Raw genomic sequence first — 17,063 nt, 5'->3', positions numbered from 1 at the left:
TCGTGCCCAGCGCTCTTGTTCGCCTCCGGCAGAGGCCGCAAACTACGCAAACAGACCATCGGCAAGCGACCATGAACGCCTTCGACAGGAAGGTGTTCCTCATGACCGTCGCGGTCACCGCCCCCACCGTCCCCGGGCTCGTGCAGGGCGGTCCCTTCGAGCATCGGAAGTGGCTGACTGGCGAGGGCAGCGCCTACCTGATCAGCGACTTCCTGGCCCTCCATCAGTGGAGTTGGGTCGTCGACCCGCGCGGCAGCATCCATGCCGCGTCGCCCGACACGCGCGTCTACCTCGGCTATGCCCCCGACGATCCGACGGTGGACACCTGGACGATCGCGGTCACCGGCACCACCCGCGATCCCGGCTGGAAGGCCGTCTTCGATCGCCATGCGCCGGTCGAGCTGGTCCTCGACCTGCTGACCGCAATGTACACCCGCACCACCCGCTGAACCGGAAGGCTTAGCCATCACCACCGGCACCAACACCAGCGAATCCGACATCACCCGGCACCTCACGTCCGCGCAGTACCTCGCCATCGCCGGAACCGTCTCCACCGCCGTCTCCGCCGTGATCTGCGCGGGTCTCCACGAACCACTGGTCGCCCTCGCGATGCTCCTGACCTGCCTCCAGCAGATCGCTCTCCAGATGAAGCTTCAGCGCCTCCACCGCGCCACGGTCACGGCCTTCGCCACCGGCCGCATTCCCCGCCAGCGCGACAAGTCCAGCTGATCACCGCACCCGCTCCACCCTTCACCAGGAGGCAGCCCATGAAGACCCCCGCGCCAGCCCAGGGCGACCACCGTCTACGCCTGGTCGTCCGCGGCCTGCTGGCCACCGGCATCGTCAGCGCCGGCGGATTCGGCGCGCTCAGCGCCTACAACGCCCTCGCCCACCACGCCGTCGACAGTGGTTCCCTCATCCTCTGCGGCTCCTTCACCATCTTCACGCTCGGAGTCGCCCGGTCCTTGGACGACCTCACCGACGCCGACGTCCTGACCGTGCTGCGCGCCGCCCCGCTGCCGTGCAGCCCGGAGTCCGTGGCCCGTGACCTGGGCCGCCGGCCCGGCCCCGTGCAGCTCAGCCTGGCCCGGCTGGAGCGGGAGGGGCGGATCGTCGCCATCGACGCTGCGGGCACAACGGTCCACTACCGCGCCCGCTGAGCACCTGTCCGCCCCGTCCGAGAACGCCACTGCCCCCTTCCCCGCGCCGGGGAAGGGGGCAGCGTGCTGTCGGCCTGCGTACGCCCTACAAGGACATCCGCCGATCCGGGTCGGTCGCCGCGCGACCTAGGACAGGTACGTGCCGCGGAACAGGCCGTCGAAGCCCAGGCCTTGGTACATCTCCTCGAAGGAGTCCCACGTGCGCTCCTCGAAGTCGTCGCGGGCCTCGACGACGTCGCTCGCCTCCAGGTCGGTCTCGCGCCATTCGTGGGCGCACCGGCAGCGCACGAAGACCAGGTTCGGGTGCACGTGGATCAGGAGCCAGTCGCGGGTCGCCTGGCACTGGGCGCAGGAGATGAGCATGCCGCGCGGGCTCAGGGGGTTGGGGTGCGGGACGGCGAGCGTGCTCGGGACGGGGTCAGCCGGCTGCGGCTCTTGGCCGTAGCGGAAGTTGGTGAAGTTGGGCCGGTTGTCGTCGCCGCGGTCGAACAGGCTCATGGAGCCCCCCTCGCTCTCGTGATGTATGGGATAGAACATCCAACATTGAGAACTTTGTTCCACTTTGTCCGATTTGCACATGTTGGCTCGGTCACGTTCCGGCGCGCGCCGACGTGGAGCTGGCCGGTACCAGCGCAGTCGACTTGCGCTGCCCTGAGGGCTCACCCCCGCTACGACGAAGGCCGGGTCCGGTGCGCGCCGGACCCGGCCTTCGGGTTGGGTCAGTCGACGGCGATGTCGAGGTGGTGGGTGGCGTCGGCGAGGTGCTGGAGGCAGCGCTCGGCGTCCAGGGCCTGCACCGCGACGGAACCGACCAGGGCGAGGAGCGGGTCTCCGGCTTCGACGCTGTGGCCGGTCTCCTCGAAGTACGGCGCGGGCCCGAGGTGCTTGCGGGCACGGCGACGGGCGTGGTCACGCCGAGGTCGGTGACGCACTCGACCGAGATCTCCGGCCCGTCCAGGTACTCCTCGACGAGGACACGGAAGCCGTCGTCGGCGTGGGCGGCCCGGGTGTAGGCGTCGGCGAGGTCGGTGGAGTCGCCGACCCGGCGCATCCCGATGCCGCCCGCCCCGGCGGCCGGCTTGACGACGACGGGGTACCCGATGCGCTTGGCGGCGGCGAGGGCCTGGTCGAGGGAGTCGACGCGGGTGCCGGCTGCGGAGGGGACGCCGGCGGCGGCGAAGGCCGTGCTCCTGGCGGCGCTGTTCCTGCATGTGGCAGCGGTGGCCTCGGAGTTGCCAAAGGTGCTGAAGGCGGCGGCGAGGCGGGCGGTGCTGTGCTGGGCGTCGTCGTCCCAGGTGAGCGCTCTGGTGATGCGGTGGCGGGTGGCGAGGTGCTCGGCGGCGGCCAGGGCCTGGTCCGGGTCGCGGGTGTCGGTGACCTCGTGGTCGGCGATGTAGGGCAGTTGCCAGGCCGGCTCGTCCTGGGCGAAGAGGATGACGCGGTGGTGCTCGGCGATCTACTCCAGCGCGTGGCGGCGGTGCTGCTCGGTGCCCGAAGAGACGAGCAGGATGGTCGGGGTGGTGCTGGTCAGGGTCTCTCCGTGGGTCGGTCGGTGGGCGGCCCGGCCCGGTGAGGGCGCGGTGGGCAACAGGCCGGGTGGGCGGTCAGCGGGTGGGCCGGTGCCGGACGGGTGGCGGTGCTGCGGTCGTGGCCGGAGCTGCGGGTGGCGGCTGGGCGGGGAGGTTGCTCGCGCGGGCGAGGGCGGCCTTCATCTGCTGGTCCCGGTCGGAGGCGGGGGTGCCGATCCTGCGCGTGAAGTGCTTGATCAGTGCGGGAAGCGGGCCGTGCGCGAGCCACTGGGCGAAGGGCCAGGCCTCCTGGTTGCGCAGGTTCTCGGCGCGGCGCAGTGCGGGCCCGAGTTCTTCGGGAGGTCCGGTGAGGACGGCTTGCGCGGCGAGCGAGCCGTCCTGGATCTCCTGGAGGTAGGCGAGCGCTTCCTCGACGGTGTGGAGGCGTCGCAGGTCGGGCCCGACGAGCGGGTCGAGGTGGTCTTCGATGCGGGTGGCGGATCGGATGCCACCAGCGACGTACGGCCCGGTGTCGAGGAGCACCTCGATGTGCCACCAGGCCCTGCGGTTGCGGTCGTGCTCGGATTCGAAGTCCTGAACGCTTCGGTCGCGATCGTCGGACCATGGGTGGTCCCCGACCAGGGCGTCGCTCAGGTCCTGGAGGCCGAGCACGGCTTCGGTCGCGGCCTGCGAGCGGGCTTTCCAGAGCGCCTGCCGGTAGGGCGGGGCGATGGTGCCGATGATCTCGGTCGCCATGGTGGCCGTGTCCGTCTCCTTCGCGAAGCTGACCGGCGTGGTCTTCGGTTCGCCCATGAGGTGGTGGGCGTCGTCGGGGCGGGCCGCGCCGACGAGGAGCGGGGTGTCCGCGCCCGGCCGGATCGCGAGCAGGTGCTCACCGGCGGGGCCGGTGAGGGCGAGGGCGGTGTGCGGAGGGGTGGTGCTGGTGAAGCCGGGCCAGGACCAGGACCAGGCCCGGTCGTTCAGGTCGGCGAGGTCCCGGCCGGGGTGGAGGGGCAGGTGCCGGACCGACCAGCCGGGCAGCTGGTTGGCCAGGCTCTCGGCGAGCGGCGAGGTGACGGGGTCTGCCGGTCGGTCCGGGAGGGCGTTGCCGTGCTCGTCGAAGTACACACGCACGAGCCGTCCGGCCTCGGGGTGCGAGCCGGTCAGCTCGAAATGGGCTTCGGTACTCGCCCACCGGCCTTCGGGGGTACCGGATCTGATGCCGTAGACCAGTTCCCAGCGCCGGTGGGTATCGGGGTGATGGGCGCGCGGGTCCTCGAAGGTCGCGAAGTCCTCGGGAGTCAGGTCGGCGTGGTCGATGTAGGCGGTCGGGTCGTGGGGCACGGTGTTCTCCGGATCAGGCGGCCATCAGGGGCTGGTCGGTGCCGTGGGGGTGTTCCCAGGAGGTGCGGTGGGTTCGTAGTCCGCGAAAGCAGGCGAAGGTGCCGGCCGAGACGAGGACTCCGGCCGCTGCGACCAGCAGGTCCAGGTGGCCGGTGGGCACAGGGCGACCAGGAGCCCGGCGAGCGGGAGCGGGTCGAGGACGAGCAGCACGGTGGTGGCGAGGGTGGCGCCGAAGGCTCTGGCGGGGATGAGGCGGGCGCGGGCGGTGCGCAGGACGACGGTCACCGCGCCCTCGCCGGCCGTCAGCAGTCCGACGGCGGCGGCGTAGAGGGGGAGGTTGGGCGCCAGGACGCTGGCGAGGGTGGCAACGCACACGACGGCGGCCGCGGCGATGCCGACGGTGGACAGGCCGAAGCGGTCGATGGCTCGGCGGGCGGCGGCGACGGCCAGTGAGAAGGCGGCGGCGATGGTCCACACGGTGCCGACAGCGGTGGTGCAGGTCCGGGTGACGCCCGGCCAGCGCGGGAGTTCGACTCAGGGTGCCCAGGCCGGTGGCGAGGTGGGCCAGCGGGTGGCCGGCGACGGGGTCGGTGCCGCTGGTGGCCGGTGGGCGGGCGGGGCAAGGGCGGTCTCCTGCGTGGGGGCTGCGAAGTGGGGTTGGTTCGGCCGCCGACGGAGCCCTGGTGGCGTCCGTCGGCGGCCGGGTCAGCGGCGCTGCCGCGAGGGGGCAGCGGGTACGGCGGGAGTGGGCGGGGTCACCGTGTCGGCGCTCCGGTACGGTCTGCCGGCGGCCGGGTGGGACAGCTTCGCGAGGTGCCGCACACGCCACGTCAGCACCGCGGTGACCGACCCGGCGGTGTCCAGCTCCCGCCACGAGCGGGCGCGCTCCAGCAGGGTGTCGGGGTCGTGCCCGGCGGCTTCCGCCTCGGCGAGGGCGGCGGCCAGGGCGTCGAACTCCGGCTCGGCGAGCATCCGCCGACCGCCCTCGCCCGGTACTGCCCGCCGCACGGCCTGCTCGTGGCGTTCGCGCACCGCGGCGGGGAGCTGCCGGCCGCGCTCGCGCAGGGCGGCCAGCGGCTGGCGGGCAGCCTGCCGGTAGGCCGCCCGCAGGTTGTCGGCCGCCGTGCGGGCGGCGGCGGCCTGCTGCAGGTGGCCCTGCTTGGCGTGCCAGCGACCGGCCGCGATGACGAGCAGGATCAGCGCCGCCAGCGCGCCCGCGGCGGCGGCGGCGTCCGGGCCCCGGTTGGTGGTATAGCCACCGGACAGCACCTCGCGGGCAGCGGCCCGTACGGAGCGGGAGTCGGCGTTCGCGGCCCGCACGTGCGAGCGCGAGGCCCGCTCGTAGGCGCGGGCCGCGGCCAGCAGCTCGGCCTTGTGTGCGGGCAGGGCCGTGGCCGCCAGGGCGTCGAGCACCTCCCCGGTCGCCTCGACCACCCCGGCTGCGGCCTCGGGCCCGCCGTCCAGGAGGCCGATGGCCTCCAGGGCCGTGTCCGCGGCCCGCAGCCGCGCGGTGGCTGCCGGAGAGCGGCGGCCAGTCGGCCTTCGGCCGCCACCGTCCCGTGTCGTCCCACCGGGCTTCTCCCTGCGTTCCGGGACCGGAGCGCCGAGGCGGTGGCGGATCTTGGGCAGGGTCAGGTCGGGGGCGAGTTTGTACCCGCCGAACCACACCGGCTCGCCGCTGGCGTCCCGCTCGCCGACGACGGCAACGCTGTAGCCGAGGGTGTCGCCGGACGGGCCCACCTTGCGGTTGACCAGCACACCGGCGGTCTCCAGCCGGGCGAAGAACTCGGCCTCGCTGCCGGCACCGGCGAGGGCCTGGCGGACCGCGTCGCGCAGCTGCTGCCGGCTCGTGTCCGCCTCGCCGAGACGCTGGGCCTTGTGCTTCTCCCGGTTGGTGGGCTCCTTCGCGGCCGTGCCGTCACCAGCGTTGAGCTCGCGCAGCCCCCACTCCCGTTCGATCTTTCGGCATTCGGCCTGGGCCCGGCGGAAGTCGTACTCGATGTCCGCCTTCCGCAGGTCGCCTCGCACGATGGTGGCGGCGATGTGGATGTGGTCCTCGGCGTGTCGCACGGCGACCCACCGGCAGCCGTCCGGGTCGCCCTCCTCCGCGATGCCGGTGGCCGCGACCACCCGGCGCGCCACCACCGCCCACTCCTCGTCGCTGAGCAGCCGGTCTTCGGGAGCCGTACGGACCGAGCAGTGCCATACGGGCTTCTTCAACCGGCGCCGGGGACCGCGCTGGTCCACCCGCAGGTCGAGGGCCGTCTGGAGCTGCTTGATCGTGGCGCCCGGGTCACGCCCCGGGTCCGGGGCGAAGCCGTCCCAGGAGGCAACGAGGTGCGGGTCGGTGTGCTCGTCCCTGCGCCCGGGGCCGTAGAGGTACGCCAGCAGACCGTACGTCCGGTCCCCACGGGAGATGTTCGGGTTCAGTGCTTCTTCCGCTGCTTGAGGAGACCGGCCGCCGTGGAGTCGACGGTGGCGATGGCATGGCGGACCGCGCTCAGCGCCTCGGCCAGGTCCGCCGGGTGCGGGAGACCGCCGGAGTTCAGCTCCCGAGCGATCTGGTTGATGTTGTTGCCGACGCGGGCGGTCTGCCGGCGCGCTGCGGCGAGTTCGTCGAGCGCACGGTCGAGTCGGTCGTCGGCGTCGAGCGCAGCGTCATGTCGTGCTGCGGCGCTGAGCGCGGCGGTGGCGATGAAGCGCGCGACGGTCAGGGAACGCGCGTCGGCGGCGTGCTGGATCTGCGCTTCTTCGTCGGAGCTGACGCGGATCGTCAGCTTGCGCTGACGCTGCTGCGGCTCGTGGTAGCGGCGGCGAGGACGTCGCGCAACGGTCGGTTCGTCGGCGGACTCGGCGGTGATCATCTGTTCCTGTCGGTTGTCCTGCCCGTCGCTGCGAGCGCCCCCGCTCGACGAACACGGCCTTCCCCGACCCCTGGCCGGGGAAGGAGCCCCTGGACCGTCCGATAGGACGGTCCAGGGAGATAGCTCGCTCCGCCGTAGGTGGCAACGCGCCTGGGCTCCAGGGCGGTTGGCGGCGGACGGAGGCAAGGCTCGGTCGACGCCGCGGGTCGGGAGTACGGGCGGTCAGAAGCTTCTCCGCCTGCTCGCCGCTGAGGGTCTCGACCGGTCCGCCGGCGGACCGTCGGACCTCCCACCGGCCGTCGCCCAGCAACCGAGCGCGGTGGATGTGGTGGTGTCGGACCAGAACGGCCATGAAGTCGGCAACCAGATCGCGGTCCGCCAGCACGGTGGTGCTCATGTAGAAGCTCCGTTGGGTGAGTTGAGAGACGAAGAAGAGAGTGCGCGGTCACCGGTGCGGTGGCGGTGGCTTGTCGGTCCGCAGAGCGGCCAGGATCTCCGGGATCCGGTCGTTCGACACGCTGAGCCCCTGGCTGCGGATTCCATCGCCAACAACCTTGCGGGTGATCCGCCCGGCCTCTGCAGCAGCCCGGCGGCCAGCCTTCAGAAGTGCCGGGTCCAGGTCGCTGCCCGGACCACCGGGACGGACCGACCGACCACCGTCCGGACCAGCGTCCGGACCAGCACCACCCGGACCGCCACCCGGACCACCGTCCGGACCACCCGGACGGACCGACCGACCACCGTCCGGACCCGCGTCCGGACCAGCACCACCCGGACCACCGTCCGGACCACCCGGACGGACCGACCGACCACCGTCCGGACCACCCGAGCTGTCCTGGCTCCGGCGCAGAATCCGTGCAGCAAATCTGGCTCGCCAGCGCGAGCCCCGACGGTAGGTGGCCAACTTCTCGTCAACGCTCCTCCGATCTTCCGCCCGGTTGGCGACCGTGAGTTCCGCTCTGCTCGTACGAGACGTGGTGAACGCGCGGGCTTCTCGGTCGGCCACCGTCCGTTTGCCGAGCGAGGGCCCGCGGTCGGGCACCTCGTCTCGGCTCAGTAGGACGGTGCCCGGGGCCTGGTCGGCGGTTTGGAGGCCGTCGCCCAGGTTGTCCTGGGCTGTCTCGTGGCGGGTGACGATGATGCCGAGGTGGACCGCCCCGGCGAGCGCGATCGGGGCGATCGTGCTCAAGGACCCGACGGCGAGGTCTCCGAGGTGCAGTTCTCCGAGGGCGCCGGCCGTCTGCTCGTTGAGGCGGATCGCGTGCAGGGCGTTGGCCCAGACGCTGGTTCCGGTGGCGCCGGCGAAGAGGGACCAGGCGTAGGCCCGGGCGGTCCAGGGCGCTTCGCGCAGCAGGACGAGAGCGCGCACTCCGTAGGCGATGAATCCGTCGACGACCACCGGCCACGCGTAGCTGAGGTTTCCTCGGACGTGGATGGCCTGGGCCATCTGCTGGAGTGCGTCGTAGGAGAGGCCGAAGCCGGTCGCGCCGAGTGCCGCGATGGCGGCCATGTCCCATCGGGAGACCTTCGGGCGGCCTTGGGTCACGCGGCCACCGCCAGGGTGAGCACCGTGGTGTCCCGCAGTTCTTCGGCGAGGGCGATCTCCTCGCGTCGCATGGACGCCGGGATGACGTCGAGCTGCGTACGGGCCTGGCGTCGCCGCGCGGTGGCCGCCTTGTAGCCGATTCCCAGCAGGGCGGCCCAGGTGTCGCGTGGAATCCCGGCGTCGGTGGCGACGCGGACCACGGCTTTCTTCTCGGCCTCGGTCAGCCGAGGCCGGTGGGTGCCGAACAGGGTGGCGCGCACCCGGTCGAGGTCGACCTGCCGGCCTTCCCTGAAGGCGACGATCTGGCGGAGCTGTTCTTCGGTCCGGCCGCCACGGATGCCGTCCTGAACCCCGCATTCGATGGCGTCGGTCAGGCACTCGCGGCGCACCGGGCACCGCAGGCAAAGCGTGAGGGCTTCGCGGTGGGCGGTGGTGCGGCGGTCGGCGAAGAAGATGTCGGGGTCCTCGATCCCGGCGCAGGCGGCCTGGAGGCGCCAGCGGGGGCAGCCGCGGTCCAACTGGGTGTGGGCGGCTTCGAGTTCGGTGATGGTGGTCATTCGGGGGTGTCTCCGTCGCGCCGTGGTGGCGGGCGCGTGGGCAGGGCGTCTCCCGGGGGCGGCTCGGCCGGCCCCGCGCGGGATCGCGGGAAAGGTCAGAAGGAGGGGGCGCGGCGTCGGTCGGGGCCGGCGAGGACGGCCTTGTGACACATCTGGCGCAGGCGGCTGGCGGTGCGGTCGCCGAGGAGGCCGGAGAGTTCGCCGGGGGTGATGTTGCTGGTGAGGAGGGTCGGGAGCTGCTGCTCATACCGGTGGTTGATCAACCGGTAGGTGGTCTCCTCGGTGAACTCGCTCGCGCGGCCGGCGCCGAGGTCGTCCACCAGCAGCAGGGGCGTGCGCTCCAGTGCGCGCATCTCGCGCTCCGGGTCGGCTCCGGGACGCGGTCGCATCATGGCGGCCAGGCTCACCGCGGTGACCGCCTGCCAGCGCAGCCGGACGCCGGCGCCCAGCAGCGCCCGGATGGCTCCGTAGGCCTGGTGGGTCTTGCCCGTGCCGGTCTCGCCGAGCAGGAGCAGGGAGCGGGCGCGGGCGATGCCGAGTTGGCCCTCCGGGCCTCGGCGGGCGGCCTGCTTGACGTGCTCGACCCAGGCGAGGACCTGGGGGTCGTCGGCCACCGCGTCCTGGTACAGCGGCGGGATGCGGCTGGCCGCCAGTTCCAGCGCGTCCCGGTTCGGTTGCGGCACTGGGTGCTGCTCGGGCTGGCCGATCACCGCGGGGTCCACGCCCAGTCGGCTGAAGCGCTCGACGAGGCCCTGCAGCCCGGTGCCCGCACGGCGCGGGTCTCGGTCGCGGCCGGCCATCACAGGTCCCCGGCGTAGGCGGCGGCCCCGGCGGCCGGGTTGGTCCACGCCCGGTACGTGCTTCCCAGACGGGTACCGCGGGAGGTCAGCGCCTCCTGCACGAAGGACTCCAGGGCGCTGGGGCCCTTGGGGTTCGCCGCGAACAGCCGCAGGCCGGCACGCACCTGTTCCGGCCCATAGACACCGAGCAGCTGCTTGATCTCCCGGCCGAGGTGACCGCGGAACCGCTCGCTGGGCTGCTGCGGGCAGGAGCGGACGTACTCGGCCAGCAGGGCGTTGGCTCCGGTGGCGTGCGGGTGCATCGCGGCGACCTGCTCGACCGAAGGCTCCTGCACCGTGTCGGACTGGGCGGGCGCGGCGCAGCCGCCCCCCGGAGGGGTAGATCCAGGATCCGTGATCCTGGATCCGTTCATGGAGGGTGTCGTGGAGTCCGCAACACCGGGGTCCTGGTGGCCCAGCTCTCCGGTCTCGGAGCTGCTCCATCCGGCGGTCTCGGCGGTGTCCGTGGGACGCGGTTCGGGCTGCTCCTGAGGCTTCTTCCGGCTCCGCTTGGCCGGGGCCGGAGCGTCGATGTCGGCTTCCTGGGTCTGGTGCAGCGGGCACGGCGCCAGGCGGCTCGCGCTGGGCCTGTCGATTCGCTGGTGCTTGTTGAAGTTGATGACGTGCAGCAGTTCCTCGCCTTGGTCGGCCGGGTTGAGGTACCGGCACACCAGGTCGGCTTCGGCGAGCTGCCGCAGGTCGTCCTCGACACGGTCGGAGGTGTGGACGCCTCCGTCCCAGGACTTCTTGCGCTTCCAGATCAGGCCGCGGACGATCCCCGCGTCGTCGAGGTGGCGGCCCTTGTCGTCCACGTAGTTGAGCAGGTAGATGAAGGTCCGCTCGGCGGACAGGGAGACCTCGGCGAGCTTCGGGTCTCGGCTCATCTCGGGCTTGTGGGTGCGGATGCGCCCGTCGTGCGTGGCCACCGTTCAGCACCCGGCCTTGGCAAGTGCGCCGGCAACGGTGAGGTGGCCGGTGGCGAGGTCGAGATCGTGCTGGAGCCGCCAGTCGCACTGAGGCTGGTCGACGGCGACCCACCGCGCCACGGCTTCCTCGTGCTGCTGCGGCAGCGGGACGCCGGCGCCGTGGGCGTCGTAGGCCCGGGCCAGCCAGAGGTGGTCGGGCTCGGACACGCTGACGCGCACGACCTTCGCGTCCGGCGCGACGGCGCGGACGCTTCTCTCGATCGCTTGGGCAGTGCCCTCGGAGATCCGGGTGGACCGGCTCGGGGCGGCGGCTGCGAGTCCCGTCTCGGCCCCCTCTGTGCGTGGGGCTGTACGTGGGGTCGCGAACATGTAACACTTCCTCCTGCGCAAGTGGCGCCGGCCGAGCCTCCTACAGCAAGCCGGTGCACTGGTTTTGACATCGTGGCGCCCAGGAGTTCCCGCTCCCGGGCGCCACGTCGCGTTTTCACCATCGCCACTGCGGCAGCTTTCGGCCGCACACATTTCCGTGGCGCAGGAGTGACTCTATGTTTACTGCTGGGAATTCGTCAACGAATTCGATCTATCTACGCGGATAGAAACTCCGCTTTCCCGCCACACGGGAAACGGCCATGGGCTCTATTGGGCCAATTTCCCTCCAGGCGGGAAATGCGCAGACCAGACATGGCGCGAGCATGATCGAGAACGGGCTCTCCTGAGCCGCCTCTTCGCGGCCCGACCGGCCGCCGAGTAGGTCATCAGCGCCTCCCGACCTCGCCTCCTCCCCAAGGGGGCCGGAGTGGAGGGGCCCTGAAATGCAAATGGCAAGGAGATTGGACTCCTTGCCTGAAATAAATGCTTGACCGATTTGCCCGAACCGACGACCTTTTCTCTGCCTCAGTCCCCCATATGTCGATCCCCAGGCTTCTGACGAGACGGCGAATAGAACCGGTTCCCCGGTCCGGCGAACCCCTGCGCGGCTCGCACTCGACGGGCCGCGGGCCCGGGGCTCCACTCGCCCCGGGCCCGTCAACGTTCACCGCCGCACGGGCACTCCTCAGGCCGCGGGGGCGGGGCGCGAGGTGTACTCGCTCAGCGTCCGAGCCGTGCGGCAGGTGTGCTCGACCAGCCGCCCCAGGTCGGCTGGCCCGCCCGCCGGCCTGGCGAGCGCCACGGAGCCGACTGCCACGTCCCCCCACATGACCGGTGCCGCAATGGCCTCCCAGCCGGGCACCACCTCCTCCCGCCCGATCGCGTACCCGGTGCGCCGGACCTCCGCGAGCGAGGCCGCGAGGGCCCGGTCGCTCCGCAGCGCTCCGGGCGCGGCGTCGTCGGGCAGCTCCTCGTCGAAGACGAGCTGCTGCAGCGGTGCGGGAAGGTGGGCGAGGATGACCCTCCCGCTCGCCCCGGTGCGCAGGGATCGCGAGTGCGTGACCAGGGGGCGGGCGAAAACTCCGAGTTCGCCCGGGTCCATCCGGCCCCATGCGTAGTCGGTGCACAGTCGCCGCAGACCGCCGAACGGGGCAAGCGCGAAGAGCAGGGCGGCTGCGCCGGTACGCTCGTGGAGGTCGGCCAGGATTCCCTGGGTCGTCGCGGCGCCGGGTACGTGCGCCATGGCGTGAACGGCCGCCTTGATGATGGTCGGCCCCGGCCTGTACCGGCCGCGGCGGACCTGGTCGACGGCTCCGCCGGGCACGCCCGACTGGAGGATGCGGTGCACGGTGGAGTCCGGCATGCCGGTGGCGGCCGCGAGGTCGACGATGCCCTGGTCTCCGCCGCCGAGCCGTGTGAAGGCCTCCTGGAGGGCGAAGACCCGGCCGTGGCTCGTCACCGCGGCCGGGCGGGCCGCAGCGCCGGTCTGCACCGGCGATATGCGTGGCGTCATCGACTCCTGTGAAATACTCCGGTGTCGGTACTCATAACGAATCGGCCTGTCGGTGACCAGCGGTGTCGCACTCACCTGTGCCTCCAAAGGCAGCACCTGACCTGGTTGTTGCAGGTCAGGCGGGATGGGAGCCGGGACTGAGGGCCCGGCGGAGGTTGTCGGAAGGGGAGGCGCAGCCCTGTGGGATCTCAGCGTCTCGATGTCGCTGATCATACAACATGAGTTTTGGCATCGAACGTCCGTTAGGCTGTTCCCTGTGAGTTCATGTCTACCCAGCGCCCCCAGGAGTTGCTTCGGATGCCCGCTCGCCGGTTCGACGGACAGGTGCTCCGCGCCGCCCGTAGAGCTCTCGATCTCTCCCAGGAGGCGCTGGCGCGCTCGGAGGGCGTAGACGTCGACCAGTCCGCGGTCGTGGGCTGGGAGAAGGGCGGGTTCCCGTCGCCCGAACGGCTGCCCGCCATCGCGCGGGCGCTCGGGCAGCCGCTCGACTCCCTCTTCCCGCGGGAGGGCCTTCCGGACCTGGCCGACCTGAGGTGTGACGCCGGCTACGCGCAGCGGCAGACCGCGGCGTTGATCGGAACCAAATCAGCAACCCCCGTCAGCAACGCCGAGCGCGGCTTGCGGCGGCTCGCCACCGCCTTCGTCCCGCGCCTCGCCGAGGCCTACGGGGTGACCGAGGAACAGCTCCTGGCAGCGCAGGACCGGAGCTTCGGCGTCGCACCCGCCGCTTCGCCGGCCCCACGGACGCTCGCGCAGAAGCTCACCTACCTGCTGGAGAGGACTTTCCCTGCCGGCCGACCGACGGACGCCCAGATCGCGGAGGCCGTCAACAAGTACGCCGGCGTCGAGGTGGTCTCCGCCTCCGCCGTGGAGGCCCTGCGCACGGGTACGCCTCCGCCTGCGGAGGTGCTCGCCGGACTCGCCGCCGGCGTGGTCCTGGAGGGCTTGGCCGACTTCTTCGGAGTCACCCCGCTCTACTTCCAGAGCGACGAGGAACTGGAGCGCCAGGTCGTCGACGCCATCGGCCTCCTGACCCTGCGCGGCAGCGGCGAGGACTTCGCCCTGGCGGCCCGCGGCGGCCAGGGCGGACTCGATCCGGCGATGCTCGCCAAGATCAGCGCGATCGTGGCGGAGGCGCAGCAGCAGAAAGCGGACCCCCGCTGACGCGGGGGCCCGCTTCGGTGTGGCCGTCAGAGTAGCCAGGCGGTAGCGGTGGCGGCACCGAGTGCGGCGCCCGCCACGGTCTGCGCGACGGTGTGGTACTTCAACGCCACCCTCGACCAGCACACGGCGACGACGAGGGGATACGCGGCGATCCACCAGGGTGCGTGGACCACCGCGAGCAGGGTGACCACCGAGCTGGCGACCGCGCTGTCCACGGAAACCTTCCAGGCCGTGTTGATGCTGAGCAGGCCCACGGTCATCACCCACAGGGCGATCATGGCGACCAGGATGTCGCGTGGGGCATGGCCGAGCACCATCACCAGGGAGCCGGCGCCGATCGAGCCGAGGATCACGAGGAAGATCGGCGCGCGCTTGGTGCGGTCGACGACGTGCCGGTCGCCCCAGGTCCCCTTCCTGCGCTCCCACTCGATGTAGGCCCACGGGATGATGCCGGCGCACAGCGCGGCCAGGAGTCCCCAGCCGATTCCCCTCCAGCTGCCGGCCGCCGCGGCGCCCACGCCGGTCAGCCCGGCCAGCATCACGTTGCGCGGCTGCAGGACGTCGGTCACGGTACGGGCGACGGTCGTGCTCACAGCGCCATCTCCTCCATCTCCAGGGCGATTTCCTCCGCCTCGGCGGTCACCAGCAGCTCCTGGACCTGGACGTCGGTCGCGGCGCTGTACGCCTCCTCGACCCGCAGGAGCCAGGTCACCTCCGCGTGCGTGGACGCGATCGGCTTGCTGGGCAGCGCCGGGGCCGGGACATCGCTTCGGCGGCCCGCCTTGGCGTTCGCCAGCGCGGCCCTGATCCACAACGCCTCGCTGGCCGCCTGCGGGTCGCCGGCCCCGTCCACGGCCTCCTCGATCACCGGCAGCAGCACCGGTGAGGCGTGGTGGCGCAGTTGCTCGACCACGTCCGCGATGTCCTGGGTCCACCGGTCCAGCCGGACGTCCATCGGCGGGTCGGTCCTGAGGACCTCGCGCCAGCGGGTGGCCGGCTTCTGGAACGGGACGGCCGGGAAGGCGGTGACCAGGTCATGCCACAGCGGGTAGAGGTTCCACAGGGCGCGCCAGGTCCGCCACCGGGAGGCGGCGGCGGTGGTGGTCGGGACGCTCACCCCGGCGGCGAAGATCATGAAGAGTGCGATCTGCATGAACTCGGTGTAGACGCCCAGGGAGTGGTTGAAGTCGGCGTCGAGGTCCGTGGCCAGGGTGACCCACATGAAGCTGGTCCGGATCGCGACGTACGCGACTCCGATCGCCATGGCGATGGCCATCAGCCCCAGGCCGGTGCGCAGGAGGCGGGTCTCGGCGCGGCGGCGCGCGCTGGACCACTGGTAGCAGGTGACCGCGGAGGCGGTGCCCAGGTAGACGTAGAAGATCGTCTCGTAGAGGACGGCGCCCCACTGGCCGGCGTGGTCGGGGACGAAGTCGGTGCTCGGCCGGCTGCGGTCGACCACGGTGAAGAAGAGCACGGTCATCAGCGCCAGCATGCCGGTCGCGGCTTTCCAGGCGACTCGCTCGATCCAGCGGGCGACGGCCACGTGGCGCGGGATCACCGCCTCGTCGGTCTTGCCGTACGAGGCGACCACGTACGTCAGGATCGCCAGGATGGCCAGCGTCGACACGTAATGCTTCAGTAGGACCGAGAGGTCGATGATCGGCTGGTTGTTCATCAGGCTGATCACGCCGGGGCTCTTGAGCCACAGGGCCAGTGCGAACCCCAGGTAGCAGCCCCAGAGGGCGCGCCGGTGCGCGTCCCCGTAGAGGACCGCCGGCAGCCGCCAGACCGCCACCGCGGTCATCGTGGTCGCGGCGGTGTACGCAGCGAGAGCGAGCACGAGTCTTCCTTCTTACTTCTTGCCGCGCCGGGGAGCGGCGACGGGGTGGGACAGGGTGGATTCCAGGAGGCTGACCATGTCGCCTCCGACGGGCATCTGGCGCTGGACGAGTCGCTTGATCAGCGACGCACTCAGCTCCGCCTCCTGCTCCTCGCGGGTGTCGTAGCGCGCGCGGGCCTGCACGACCGCACCACCGCTCATCCGCTCCACGAGGCTCTGGCTCAGGTACTCGGGCAGCAGCAGGCCCAGCTGGTCCGCCCCGAGGTTGGTGCCGTGGTCGAACCACTCGTGCACCAGCTCGTGTAGCTTCACGTGGTCGGTCTGGTGCTGCGTCGGTCGGGGCCGGTAGAGGATCAGCGACAAGTCGTCCGTTCGCACGCGCAGGCCGCAGGCTGTTCGCAGGTCACCCCCGCGGTCGTCGAGCGGGACCATCTGGATGGTGCGGCCGCTCGCCTCCTCCATCGCGGCCACCAGGCCGTCGATCGTGAAGGGATCCGGAATCGGCAGGTCGACCAGCTTCCGCTCGCACGCCCGGCGCAAGCGGCGCATCCTCAGCATGGCGTCCGCCGTGCGGCAGGACGGCCGCCATCGTTGCGGCCGGCGCCCGCACCAGGCAGGCGCGATGCTGCGACACCCGGCAGCTGAAGCACCGGGAATTCTTGAGTAGACACCGAGACCTCGTGAGGGCAAGGGGGGGCAGGGGCCTGCCTGACTTCTGGACGCTTCATGGAGCACATATCGAGCCGGGTTGTCGATCGCAAGCCACAGGACGGATCCGAATGGCGATTCAACGCAACACAACGGCACCGGAATCGAAACTCACTGGGTGATATTCGGCGGCCTCGCTCCCGGCGAAAGCAACAACCGAGTCGAATACGCGGCTCCAGGCCGAGCAGGACATGGGGTAACTCCTTCGTGCTATGTGCCGCCGCACAGCCCTTCCGCTGCTCGACCCCCTCACCTTGCCAGCCCGCGGAAGGTGCAAATTTGACGGTCCAGGGTCACGGTGGCCTGAGACTTCGGCCCACGCTACGCGCATCGACAACTCAGAGTCACGTTACCGATCTGTAGCGCTCCCCCTCTAAGGTCCAGACCATCCATCGATTCGAGCACTTGACGACCAGTCACCATAAGCCGAACGTTCCTTGATCAACTGAATGATCGTCATTCCAGGACGGATCAATCAATCGCTGTCGAACTAGATCCCATCTGAATTCTTTTGTGGTTTTCGCCACACCGGGGAACTCGTAGGTGGGATTCAAAGGTCGGCCCTCAGGCCGCAAGGCGTGGCTTCGGACAGGTACCGCCAGGCCAGCTCACGCCTCTGCCGAGACGAAGTGAGGTTCCCCCGACGTGCGGAAGGTTGCCGGAGATGGCCTGATGGGCCATGAGAAGGGAGCCTCTGCCATGGCTGCACCGATGAAGTACCCGCC

At 71.2% G+C, this 17,063-nt stretch carries 19 protein-coding genes and 1 pseudogene; 4 read left to right on the top strand and 16 right to left on the bottom strand.

Translation table 11 applies throughout. From position 1 onward, the window contains the following. The first annotated feature begins 71 nt into the window (after positions 1 to 71). From ACZ55U_RS15040 to ACZ55U_RS15030, 3 genes are all read left to right on the top strand, one after another. On the top strand, positions 72 to 449 hold the full coding sequence (locus tag ACZ55U_RS15040) for an SPDY domain-containing protein (RefSeq protein WP_465526308.1): 378 nt from the start codon (positions 72 to 74) through the stop codon (positions 447 to 449). A 118-nt stretch (positions 450 to 567) separates the two neighbouring features. Then, on the top strand, positions 568 to 729 hold the full coding sequence (locus ACZ55U_RS15035) for a hypothetical protein (protein ID WP_465526306.1): 162 nt from the start codon (positions 568 to 570) through the stop codon (positions 727 to 729). A 38-nt stretch (positions 730 to 767) separates the two neighbouring features. Beyond that, complete coding sequence (locus ACZ55U_RS15030) at positions 768 to 1,160, top strand: hypothetical protein (RefSeq protein ID WP_465526304.1); 393 nt, start codon at positions 768 to 770, stop codon at positions 1,158 to 1,160. A gap of 126 nt (positions 1,161 to 1,286) precedes the next feature. Here the strand turns inward: ACZ55U_RS15030 and ACZ55U_RS15025 are convergent, their stop codons facing one another. The 13 genes and pseudogenes from ACZ55U_RS15025 to ACZ55U_RS14965 all read right to left on the bottom strand — a co-directional run bounded on the left by ACZ55U_RS15025 (position 1,287) and on the right by ACZ55U_RS14965 (position 12,626). Beyond that, positions 1,287 to 1,658, bottom strand: a complete 372-nt coding sequence (locus ACZ55U_RS15025; RefSeq protein ID WP_465526302.1) for a hypothetical protein — start codon at positions 1,656 to 1,658, stop codon at positions 1,287 to 1,289. A 221-nt stretch (positions 1,659 to 1,879) separates the two neighbouring features. Then, entirely contained in the window at positions 1,880 to 2,092 is a 213-nt protein-coding gene (locus ACZ55U_RS15020) for a hypothetical protein (protein WP_465526300.1), read from the bottom strand. A 14-nt stretch (positions 2,093 to 2,106) separates the two neighbouring features. Then, positions 2,107 to 2,472, bottom strand: a pseudogene (locus ACZ55U_RS15015) (ATP-grasp domain-containing protein); the annotation flags it as partial. Positions 2,473 to 2,764: 292 nt separating this feature from the next. Next, positions 2,765 to 4,012 carry a hypothetical protein gene (locus ACZ55U_RS15010; protein ID WP_465526298.1) on the bottom strand — a complete coding sequence of 416 codons (1,248 nt, stop codon included), beginning with the start codon at positions 4,010 to 4,012 and terminating at the stop codon, positions 2,765 to 2,767. Positions 4,013 to 4,036: 24 nt separating this feature from the next. Continuing rightward, entirely contained in the window at positions 4,037 to 4,489 is a 453-nt protein-coding gene (locus tag ACZ55U_RS15005; protein WP_465526296.1) for a hypothetical protein, read from the bottom strand. 228 nt (positions 4,490 to 4,717) lie between these two features. Then, positions 4,718 to 6,232 carry a relaxase/mobilization nuclease domain-containing protein gene (locus tag ACZ55U_RS15000; RefSeq protein WP_465526294.1) on the bottom strand — a complete coding sequence of 505 codons (1,515 nt, stop codon included), beginning with the start codon at positions 6,230 to 6,232 and terminating at the stop codon, positions 4,718 to 4,720. 206 nt (positions 6,233 to 6,438) lie between these two features. Beyond that, positions 6,439 to 6,876 carry a MobC family plasmid mobilization relaxosome protein gene (locus tag ACZ55U_RS14995; RefSeq protein ID WP_465526292.1) on the bottom strand — a complete coding sequence of 146 codons (438 nt, stop codon included), beginning with the start codon at positions 6,874 to 6,876 and terminating at the stop codon, positions 6,439 to 6,441. A 445-nt stretch (positions 6,877 to 7,321) separates the two neighbouring features. After that, entirely contained in the window at positions 7,322 to 8,422 is a 1,101-nt protein-coding gene (locus ACZ55U_RS14990) for a DUF2637 domain-containing protein (protein ID WP_465526290.1), read from the bottom strand. Beyond that, entirely contained in the window at positions 8,419 to 8,979 is a 561-nt protein-coding gene (locus tag ACZ55U_RS14985; RefSeq protein ID WP_465526288.1) for a WhiB family transcriptional regulator, read from the bottom strand. The genes ACZ55U_RS14990 and ACZ55U_RS14985 overlap by 4 nt, the downstream gene beginning before the upstream one ends. Positions 8,980 to 9,074: 95 nt before the next feature. Then, positions 9,075 to 9,779: an ATP-binding protein gene (locus ACZ55U_RS14980; RefSeq protein WP_465526286.1), complete on the bottom strand. Its 705-nt coding sequence runs from the start codon at positions 9,777 to 9,779 to the stop codon at positions 9,075 to 9,077. Further along, the gene (locus ACZ55U_RS14975; protein WP_465526284.1) at positions 9,779 to 10,744 is read right to left on the bottom strand and encodes a hypothetical protein; all 966 of its coding nucleotides are present in this window, start codon (positions 10,742 to 10,744) and stop codon (positions 9,779 to 9,781) included. The genes ACZ55U_RS14980 and ACZ55U_RS14975 overlap by 1 nt, the downstream gene beginning before the upstream one ends. A gap of 3 nt (positions 10,745 to 10,747) precedes the next feature. Further along, the gene (locus ACZ55U_RS14970; RefSeq protein ID WP_465526282.1) at positions 10,748 to 10,951 is read right to left on the bottom strand and encodes a hypothetical protein; all 204 of its coding nucleotides are present in this window, start codon (positions 10,949 to 10,951) and stop codon (positions 10,748 to 10,750) included. An 847-nt stretch (positions 10,952 to 11,798) separates the two neighbouring features. Further along, positions 11,799 to 12,626, bottom strand: a complete 828-nt coding sequence (locus tag ACZ55U_RS14965) for an IclR family transcriptional regulator (RefSeq protein WP_465526280.1) — start codon at positions 12,624 to 12,626, stop codon at positions 11,799 to 11,801. Between the two features lie 297 nt (positions 12,627 to 12,923). On the opposite strand from ACZ55U_RS14965, the gene ACZ55U_RS14960 reads away from it, so the two are divergent. Then, positions 12,924 to 13,790, top strand: a complete 867-nt coding sequence (locus tag ACZ55U_RS14960) for a helix-turn-helix domain-containing protein (RefSeq protein WP_465526278.1) — start codon at positions 12,924 to 12,926, stop codon at positions 13,788 to 13,790. Positions 13,791 to 13,816: 26 nt separating this feature from the next. Here ACZ55U_RS14960 and ACZ55U_RS14955 read toward each other — a convergent pair whose 3' ends face one another. From ACZ55U_RS14955 to ACZ55U_RS14945, 3 genes are read right to left on the bottom strand one after another with little or no spacing between them, the layout of a single operon-like run. Then, entirely contained in the window at positions 13,817 to 14,329 is a 513-nt protein-coding gene (locus ACZ55U_RS14955; RefSeq protein WP_465526513.1) for a hypothetical protein, read from the bottom strand. Positions 14,330 to 14,379: 50 nt separating this feature from the next. Continuing rightward, positions 14,380 to 15,630 (bottom strand): MAB_1171c family putative transporter, encoded by a 1,251-nt coding sequence (locus ACZ55U_RS14950; protein WP_465526276.1) that lies wholly within the window; start codon positions 15,628 to 15,630, stop codon positions 14,380 to 14,382. Between the two features lie 12 nt (positions 15,631 to 15,642). Beyond that, a complete protein-coding gene (locus tag ACZ55U_RS14945; RefSeq protein ID WP_465526274.1) occupies positions 15,643 to 16,179 on the bottom strand; it encodes a hypothetical protein in 537 nt (178 codons plus the stop codon). Positions 16,180 to 17,063: the final 884 nt, after the last annotated feature.

It is taken from the genome of Kitasatospora sp. NPDC034533, assembly GCF_055575155.1.
The sequence above is the reverse complement of the archived record's forward strand: the minus strand, read 5'-3'. Positions and strand labels throughout refer to the sequence as shown.